Genomic DNA, 7,563 nt, shown 5'->3' with positions numbered 1-7,563 from the left:
CAGTTTGGGCAGGCATCGTCAGCGATACCCAGACTCTACACTTTGCGCCGCACCCCACCCCCCTGCTGAGCAGTTACACTACTTCTTTCTAAACCTTTTGTTTCCTACGCTATGGAAAATGTTAGTGGTGTTCAGCACCCAAGAGTCGACCCCAAAACTGTCTTGAAGTTTTCTTTTCTACTCCCTCCCCTCGCCGAGCAGGGGCGGATCGTGGAGAAGGTCGAGGAACTGTTCAGCAAGCTCGACGCAGGCGTGGCCGAGCTGCGGCGCACGCAGGGACTGCTGAAACGCTACCGCCAGAGCCTGCTGCACGCCGCCGTCACCGGGGAACTATCGCGGGAATGGCGCACCCAGACCCAGAACATTTCATCTTGGCTAGAAGCAACAGTAGAAGAATGCGCGACCACTATCTTCGATGGCCCATTTGGATCAAACTTAAAGTCATCAGATTATACGTCAGTCGGTATTCGAGTAATCAGGCTTGAAAATATTGGCCACCTTCAGTTTATTTCAGAGAAAAAAACCTATATCTCAGAGGAAAAGTACCAAAATCTCAAGCGTTACACTATTCAGAGCAAAGATATCATCTTCTCTTCTTTTATTGACAAAAGTATCAGGGTATGCATCTATGAAACCAAGTTCGGCAAATCGATTAATAAGGCCGATTGCTTCGCCATTAGATGCAACACGAGCAGAGTCATCCCAGAATATCTAGTCTTCGCTTTATCTGATCAGGATACTTATATAGAATTTTCAAAAAACATCCATGGCGCAACGAGGCCGCGAATAAATTTAAGTCAGCTTAGATCGTTCGTTTTTAAACTCCCCCCTCTTCCCGAGCAGGAGTTCATCGTGGCGGAGGTCGAACGCCGCCTCTCGGTGCTCGACAACCTCGAAGCGACCGTCGCGGCCGAACTGAAACGCGCCGAGAGCACCCGCCAGAGCATCCTGCACCGCGCCTTCACCGGCCAGCTCGTCCCCCAGGACCCCACCGACGAACCCGCCAGCACCCTGCTCGACCGCATTCAGGGGGAACGGATCGCCGCCGGGGCCGCCGCCATCCGCGCCGGAGCTGGAAGCGGCAGGCGCGGGCGACCCCGTAAAGCGCAGGGCAGCGACCCGTTACTCACTGAAAAGGAGTAACCGGCTCGACCTCGTCGCCGTAGTTGAAGGCGGCGTCCGCCAGGTCCAGGTTGTGGTAGCGGCCGTAGTACGTGGCTCCCTTCCGCATTAGGCGCAGGTTCATCAGGCGCATGGCGGCGCTGACATGTTCGTCGACAATCAGGGCGGCGGCAGCCGGGGCGTTCAGGGCGATCAGTTCGCACTGGTCGGGGCCGCCGGGCTGGTAGCCGTGCAGGGTGGCCTGGTAGTCGCCGTTGTTGAAGAAATCCAGCCAGTTCGGGCCGAATCCTGCCGCAAGCGGGCTCTGGGCGACGTGGAAGGAGACGGCCAGCTCCCCCTCGTGCTCGAAGGCGGTCAGGACTTCCTGCATGTTCAGGTTGACGCGGTAATACACCTGCCCAGCCCTGGCCGTGACATTGGCGTTCTGGCCCGGCAGGCAGCTCACCGCCCAGAAGGTCAGCTCCGTTCGGCGCGGCGCGGAAATAACGGCGGTCAGGTACATGTTCAGGAGGTCGGTGGCGTGGTCGGCGTGCGGGAGCTTCTGGAACGTCTGGAAGCGGGGGGCCAGGCGGCGGCGCAGGTCCTCATCCCGGATGGCCTCGTTCGAGTCGGTGAGGAGTTCACCGCCAAGCCAGCGGTCCTGATCGGCCGGGGGAACGACCTGATCGAAGTTCCGCTCGCCCAGGACGTGGCTCATGAGCGCAATATTCCGCAGGAGAACGCCGTGCCGCTGGAGGTGGTGGATGACCTGTTCCTCGACGTGATTCAGGTCGTCGGCGGGGACGCTCTGGAAGGTCATCTGCGTGATGTCCGCGTACGTCTTGCGGTGCTGGGCGTAGCGGCGTACGACGTCCACGGCCTGACCGGCGTACGCCTCGCCGTTCTCAAAGACCATCAAGTAGATCCCGCAGCGCTGGTGAGCGGCGTGGTGACCCGCGATGGACGGGGTGTCCCTGACGTCCCTCAGGTCGGGAAATCCGAGGTGCGTGAACAGTTCCTGGCTCATCCTGTCCTCCTACCCGGCGAGGTCGGCGTCGCAGACGATCTACTGACTGCCGAGGAGTAAGTTTCTTTCAGTCGTCAGCAGCGTCAACGGTGGAGAGGCCACGGTGGTCGGCCAGCCAGCGGCGGCGGTAGACCATCTGCGCGGTCTCGGTGATCTGGTACAGCATGGTGCCGTTCATGGCCCCACCCACCGCAGCTCCAACGACGGGAACGATCTGAGCAGCCTTTCTTTTGGTCAACTCGATACCGAGACGTTTGGCAAACTTTTTAAGGTCGAAGGCCTCTCTGCCAACGAACTTGGCAATTATCTCATTGGCTCCTTTCCATGTACCCCTCCTGAATTCCTTTTCCAGGGCTTTCAGAGTGAGCATGACCTCTTGCTTCGCCTTCGCCCCGGCAGACAGAGAAATAGCCAGAACTGTGAACAGGTAGTGGCGCTCCTCGTCCTTACGGGGATCGTACCCATAAATCAAGGCAATGTCGGCAATGGCGCGCAGAGAAAGCGCGACGAACGCGGGGATGTCGACGAGGGTGGTGGCGATGCCGCCCGCACCCAGCGCGGCGCCCTCGGCGGTGGCGACCGTGATGTGGATGTTGGCGCTCTTGCGGGCCAGCTGGTCGCGGGCTTCGAGCTCGCAGCAGCAGTTCGCGTCGTCCCAGTTGGCGCTGACCTGGGTTTCGATGCTGGCGGGGTTGATGGTCTTGCCCATGGCGGTGCCGAAACCGTGCAGGGTGTTCTCAATCCCGCCCGTGACGGCCTTGCTGACCCGGCTGGGGACGATGCGCCCGATGACCGCTCCGGCCTTCTCGACGCCCTGAGAGACCTTCTCGCCTGCTTCCTGCAGCAGGGTCAGCGGTTTGTTCTCCCAGTCGTGGATTTCCTGCCGGGCTCGCTTCTCGTACTCCTTTTCTTTGATCGGGTCGGTTCGTTGGGTCATGTGGCCTCCTGGACAGCGGGTTCGCTCAGACCTTACCGCCCGGACGGGGCGTGAATGCGAAGATGTGCGGCATGACCCAACCGTCCTCCGCTCAGCTTGTTGCCCGCGTCTGGAATCTGGCGCACGTCCTCAGGAACGACGGCGTCAGTTACGGCGACTACCTGGAGCAGATCACGTTCCTGCTGTTCCTGAAGATGGCCGACGAGATGAAAGGCCAGCCGGACGCGCCGACCGTGCCCGAAGAGTTCTCATGGGCGCGGCTGGAGCCGCTGACGGGCGTGGACCTGGAAGTCCAGTACCGGCGGACCCTGGAGGAGCTGGGGAAGGCGTCGGGGCTGCTGGGCGTGATCTTCCGGAAGGCGCAGAACAAGATCAACGACCCGGCGACGCTGCGGCGCGTGGTGGGATTGATCGAGCAACAGCAGTGGTCGGGGTTGCCCTTCGACGTGAAGGGCGAGATCTACGAGGGGCTGCTGCAGCGCAACGCCGAGGACGTGCGTGGGGGTGCGGGTCAGTACTTCACGCCCCGCCCACTGATCGACGCGATGGTGCGGGTCATGCGGCCCGAGCCGGGCGAGACGATTGCGGATCCGGCGTGCGGGACGGGTGGGTTCCTGCTGGCGGCGCGGGACTACCTGGTCAAGGAGTTCCCGCTGGACCGTGATGAGCGGGAGACGCTGCGGGAGCGGACGTTCTTCGGCGCGGACATCGTGGATAGCGTGGTGCGCCTGTCGGCCATGAACATGTTCCTGCACGGGATTGGGGGCAAGGAGACGCCCGTGCAGCGGGTGGACAGCCTGGCGCAGCCGCCGTCGCGGTCGGTGGACATCGTGCTGGCGAACCCGCCGTTCGGGGTGAAGGGCGCGGTCGCCGAGGTGGACGAGGAAGGGCGCGTGAAGCGGCAGAAGGTGTCGTACGCCCGGCCGGATTTCGTGGCGCAGACACCGAACAAGCAGCTGAACTTCCTGCAGCACATCCTGTCGATGCTGCGCGTGGGGGGCCGGGCGGCGGTGGTGGTGCCCGACAACGTGCTGTTCGAGGCGGGAGCGGGCGAGACGGTGCGGCGCCGCCTGTTGCAGGACTGCGACCTGCATACGATCCTGCGTCTGCCGACGGGGATCTTCTACGCGCAGGGCGTGAAGGCGAACGTGCTGTTCTTCGACCGGCACGCCAGCGGCGAGGAGGCCCGGACGCGGGACGTGTGGTTCTACGACCTGCGGACGAACCATCACTTCACCCTGAAGACCCGTCCGATGGGCGCGGCCGACCTGGTGCCGTTCGAGGAGGCGTACCACGCCGGGGACCGCTCGAAGCGGGTGGAGTCCGAACGGTTCCGGAAGTTCTCGCTGCAGGAGTTGCTGGCCCGCGACAAGGTGAACTTGGACGTGTTCTGGCTGAAGGACGACAGCCTGGAGGAGGGTGCGGATCTGCCCAGGCCGGGCGTGCTTGCCGCCGAGATCGTGGAGAGCCTGGAGGCGGCGCTGGATGAGTTCCGCCAGGTGGCCGACGAGTTGGAGGTGCCCGAGGAGGCCGAGCCCGCGCTGGCGTGAGGGTGGGTCAGCGCTGCCTGCGGCGCCGGGCGTAGCGTGCCCGATAACGTTCCCGTCTGTCCTGGATCAGGGCGCGTTGTCGGTCGCGGGCGACGTTGGTGCCGTCGCGGTGCTGCCGGGCTTCGAGGTGCTGGGCGAGTTGCTCGGCAAGGTGGAGTGGACCGTCGCGGGCGTGCTCTTCGAGGAGGTGGTCGTCGATCATCTGGTCGAGGAGGTCGTGCAGGTCGGCGGGGCGGGTACGTAGGTGGCGGGCGAGGGCGCGGCGGTCCTGGGGGCCGTGCCAGTGGATCAGGTCGAGGATCTGTTCGGCGCGCTTGCCGAGTCTGCCTCTTCCGTTGCGGAGGGGCGTAGTGAATCCGAAGAATTCTTCTGGGGTGATCTTCCCCCCCGTTGTAAGAGTACTTCGGTTCGCCCACAACAGAATGAACGATCCAGATTTCGTGCCCTCGCCGTGTCGGCCACGCTGCAGGAGGCCCAGAGCTTCCAGCCTCGCCAGACCCTGCGACAGCGTGTCCTCAGAGCCGATGTCCGCCTCTCTGAGCAGTTGCGTCCACGCCACGCTGAGCTCCACACCGTCAGGGTGCAGGACCCCGTACCGCCACGATAGGCCCAGCAGGGTCTTCCACAGGCTGCGGTCGGTCTTCCCGCCCTTCCCCGGCCACGGCTGCGTCATCAGTGCATCCAGCCAGACCGCAATCCGCTCCCTGACCGCGTCGGTGGTGCCGCCCGGCGCATCGAGCCCTGCCGCCGCGTAGAAGGCGCGGTACGCCAGGCTTTCCCCCTGCGCCGCCCGTTCCAGGGTCCGCTCGATGATGGTCAGGCGCTCCTGGTGCTCGGGGTCGCCTGCGGCCACGATCACGGCCATCAGGTCAGCCTGCACCTGCTCCCCCGGTAGGCCCAGCGCCAGCCCGTAGGCACTCACGGCCAGCGTGAGGTGGTGGCGTCGCCCCTCAGTCCACAGGTCTCTCACACGTTCCAGTTCGGCAGCCCAGCGCTCAGGCACACCGTCAGGTCCCAGCACGCTGGGCAGAGGGGGCAACCGGGGACGACGGGGTGGTCGCGGACGTGGTCCTTCCCCACCGAGGAACCGGGACACGTCGCGCCGCCTGCCCAGCGCCGTGAAGACCCCTGCATCGACACGCGGCAGGTCAGGCGTGTCATCCAGCGAGACCGGCTCCCCGGTCGGCAGATACAAGGGGTTCACGCCCAGACCGTCGCGGTCCGCACCCCGGTACGGCAGCAGCACGCCGCTGCCCGTTCCTTCTTCCTGGGAAGGCCGCAGGTCAAGCCCAGTCACGCCGACGTGACGGGCAGCCCTCCCCAGAAAGTCGACAGCACGCCACGCCGCTCTCAGGGTGATGGGTTCGCTCAGCAGGAACCACAGGTGCGCGCCGCGCCCAGTCGTGCCGGTCGTGAGCAGGTAGGGCAGCTCGTGGCTGTCGAGGGCACCTCGCAGGGCCGCCAGTGCTTCAGGAGTGAAGGTGTCGAGATCCAGCATGGCCCAGGAAGTCACCAGGCGCCCCCGCCTGGACACGCCGGGCATCACGCCCAGGGCGCCGGGTCCAGGGACCGTATCGGGGTGCAGGTGACGCTCGTAGTCGTCATTCTTGGCACCCCGCCTTCGATACCGTATCTCCTTGCTGCCGTCGGGATTGCTGTGGGTCCAGCAGAGGTGCTGATCGGGGTGGCCGGGGAACAGGGTACGCAGAACCGAAGTGCGTGTCGTCATGCTCTCAGCTTCGGATACACCGCTTTTTTTCTTCTAAAGAAAATACAGTCAGTATTGGACAATCCTTCTCCGCCGCCGGATGCGGCGACAGGAGGCACCCATGACCCGAACGAAAACAACGAAGCCGCAGGGACGACGTGGCAACGGGGAAGGCTCCATCCGGGAGGTACGCCAGCTGCCCACGGGCGAGAAGGTCTACAGCTGGGCCATCCGCGTCACGCTCAGGAGCGGCGAGCACAGGCGCATCAAGGGCACGTACCAGGGCCGCTCCATCACCGAGGCCCGCGAACAGATGTGGGCTGCTAAGCGAACGCACGAGGGCATGGACGCGCCAGCCCGCGCCGCCCAGCTCACCTACGCCGACCTCCTCGACGAGTGGATGCGTCGCAAGCGGGAACAGGAGGGCCTGAGCCCCCGCACGCTGCAGATCCAGCGCGAACTGATCGAGAACCACGTCAAGCCCCGCCTGGGCTCCTGGAAGCTGACGGCCCTGGACACCACCGCGCTGAACGACTTCCACATCAACCTGAAGGACAGCAGCACGCTGGAACGCAGCCGCTACCAGATCCACACGGTCCTGCGCCTCTCCCTCGGCTACGCGCTGGAAGCGAAGTACATCACCTCCAATCCAGCACTGAACGTCACCGTGCCCAAGCGCCAGGAGAAACGCAAGGCCACCCGCAAGGTCAGCGCCTGGACCCCCGAGCAGGCGCGGCAGCTCGAACAGGCCGCCCTGGGCAGCGACGACATGCTGGGCTTCGCCATTGCCTTCGCACTCCGCACCGGGCTGCGCCGGGGGGAACTGTTCGGCCTCCGCTGGCAGGACGTTGACCTCAAAGCGGGCACCCTGCGCGTCGAACAGGCACTCGCCACCTACGGCACGAAGAGCCGCACCCTGACCGAGCCGAAGAACGAGTCGTCACGGCGTACCGTCCACCTCTCCCCAAAGGCGCAGGAGATCCTGGGCCGCGTCCTTGACCTGCAGGCCCAGCGACAGCAACCGGGACAGCCTGACCCAACCTACGTATTCACCACCCGCAAGGGCGAGATGCAGCACCCCAACAGCCTCAACCGCAAGGTGAAGAAGCTGTGCGACGACCTCGGGATTCCTGCCCTCTCCGTTCACGCGCTACGGCATACAATAGACCTCCTGCGAAAGTCACGCCACGTTGACAACGGTGCGATTACACACCGCCGCAATGAGGTTGACGCGTAAAGA

General features: G+C 64.2%; 6 protein-coding genes. 3 read left to right on the top strand and 3 right to left on the bottom strand.

From position 1 onward, the window contains the following. The first annotated feature begins 210 nt into the window (after nucleotides 1–210). Nucleotides 211–1,143 (top strand): restriction endonuclease subunit S, encoded by a 933-nt coding sequence (locus tag QZ271_RS13180; protein WP_291432221.1) that lies wholly within the window; start codon nucleotides 211–213, stop codon nucleotides 1,141–1,143. On the opposite strand, the gene QZ271_RS13175 is transcribed toward QZ271_RS13180, so the two are convergent. Further along, on the bottom strand, nucleotides 1,127–2,128 hold the full coding sequence (locus QZ271_RS13175) for a hypothetical protein (protein WP_291432219.1): 1,002 nt from the start codon (nucleotides 2,126–2,128) through the stop codon (nucleotides 1,127–1,129). The two genes, QZ271_RS13180 and QZ271_RS13175, sit on opposite strands and share 17 nt — an antisense overlap. A gap of 67 nt (nucleotides 2,129–2,195) precedes the next feature. Beyond that, nucleotides 2,196–3,065 carry an EcsC family protein gene (locus QZ271_RS13170; protein WP_291432217.1) on the bottom strand — a complete coding sequence of 290 codons (870 nt, stop codon included), beginning with the start codon at nucleotides 3,063–3,065 and terminating at the stop codon, nucleotides 2,196–2,198. A gap of 71 nt (nucleotides 3,066–3,136) precedes the next feature. Here QZ271_RS13170 and QZ271_RS13165 point away from each other — a divergent pair, with 71 nt between their 5' ends. After that, nucleotides 3,137–4,615, top strand: a complete 1,479-nt coding sequence (locus tag QZ271_RS13165; RefSeq protein ID WP_291432215.1) for a class I SAM-dependent DNA methyltransferase — start codon at nucleotides 3,137–3,139, stop codon at nucleotides 4,613–4,615. Between the two features lie 7 nt (nucleotides 4,616–4,622). Here the strand turns inward: QZ271_RS13165 and QZ271_RS13160 are convergent, their stop codons facing one another. After that, complete coding sequence (locus QZ271_RS13160; RefSeq protein WP_291432214.1) at nucleotides 4,623–6,344, bottom strand: hypothetical protein; 1,722 nt, start codon at nucleotides 6,342–6,344, stop codon at nucleotides 4,623–4,625. A 100-nt stretch (nucleotides 6,345–6,444) separates the two neighbouring features. Between QZ271_RS13160 and QZ271_RS13155 the strand changes: the two genes are divergently transcribed. After that, complete coding sequence (locus QZ271_RS13155; protein WP_291432212.1) at nucleotides 6,445–7,560, top strand: site-specific integrase; 1,116 nt, start codon at nucleotides 6,445–6,447, stop codon at nucleotides 7,558–7,560. Nucleotides 7,561–7,563: the final 3 nt, after the last annotated feature.

The sequence above is a fragment of the Deinococcus sp. genome, assembly GCF_018260555.1.
Classification (GTDB): Bacteria; Deinococcota; Deinococci; order Deinococcales; family Deinococcaceae; genus Deinococcus.
This window is presented reverse-complemented; position numbering and strand designations above follow the sequence as displayed.

Coding starts and splice junctions, on each gene's coding strand:
- QZ271_RS13170 (WP_291432217.1), bottom strand. CDS start 3,065: ATGACCCAACGAACCGACCCGATCAAAGAAAAGGAGTACGAGAAGCGA.
- QZ271_RS13175 (WP_291432219.1), bottom strand. CDS start 2,128: ATGAGCCAGGAACTGTTCACGCACCTCGGATTTCCCGACCTGAGGGAC.
- QZ271_RS13160 (WP_291432214.1), bottom strand. CDS start 6,344: ATGACGACACGCACTTCGGTTCTGCGTACCCTGTTCCCCGGCCACCCC.
- QZ271_RS13155 (WP_291432212.1), top strand. CDS start 6,445: ATGACCCGAACGAAAACAACGAAGCCGCAGGGACGACGTGGCAACGGG.
- QZ271_RS13165 (WP_291432215.1), top strand. CDS start 3,137: ATGACCCAACCGTCCTCCGCTCAGCTTGTTGCCCGCGTCTGGAATCTG.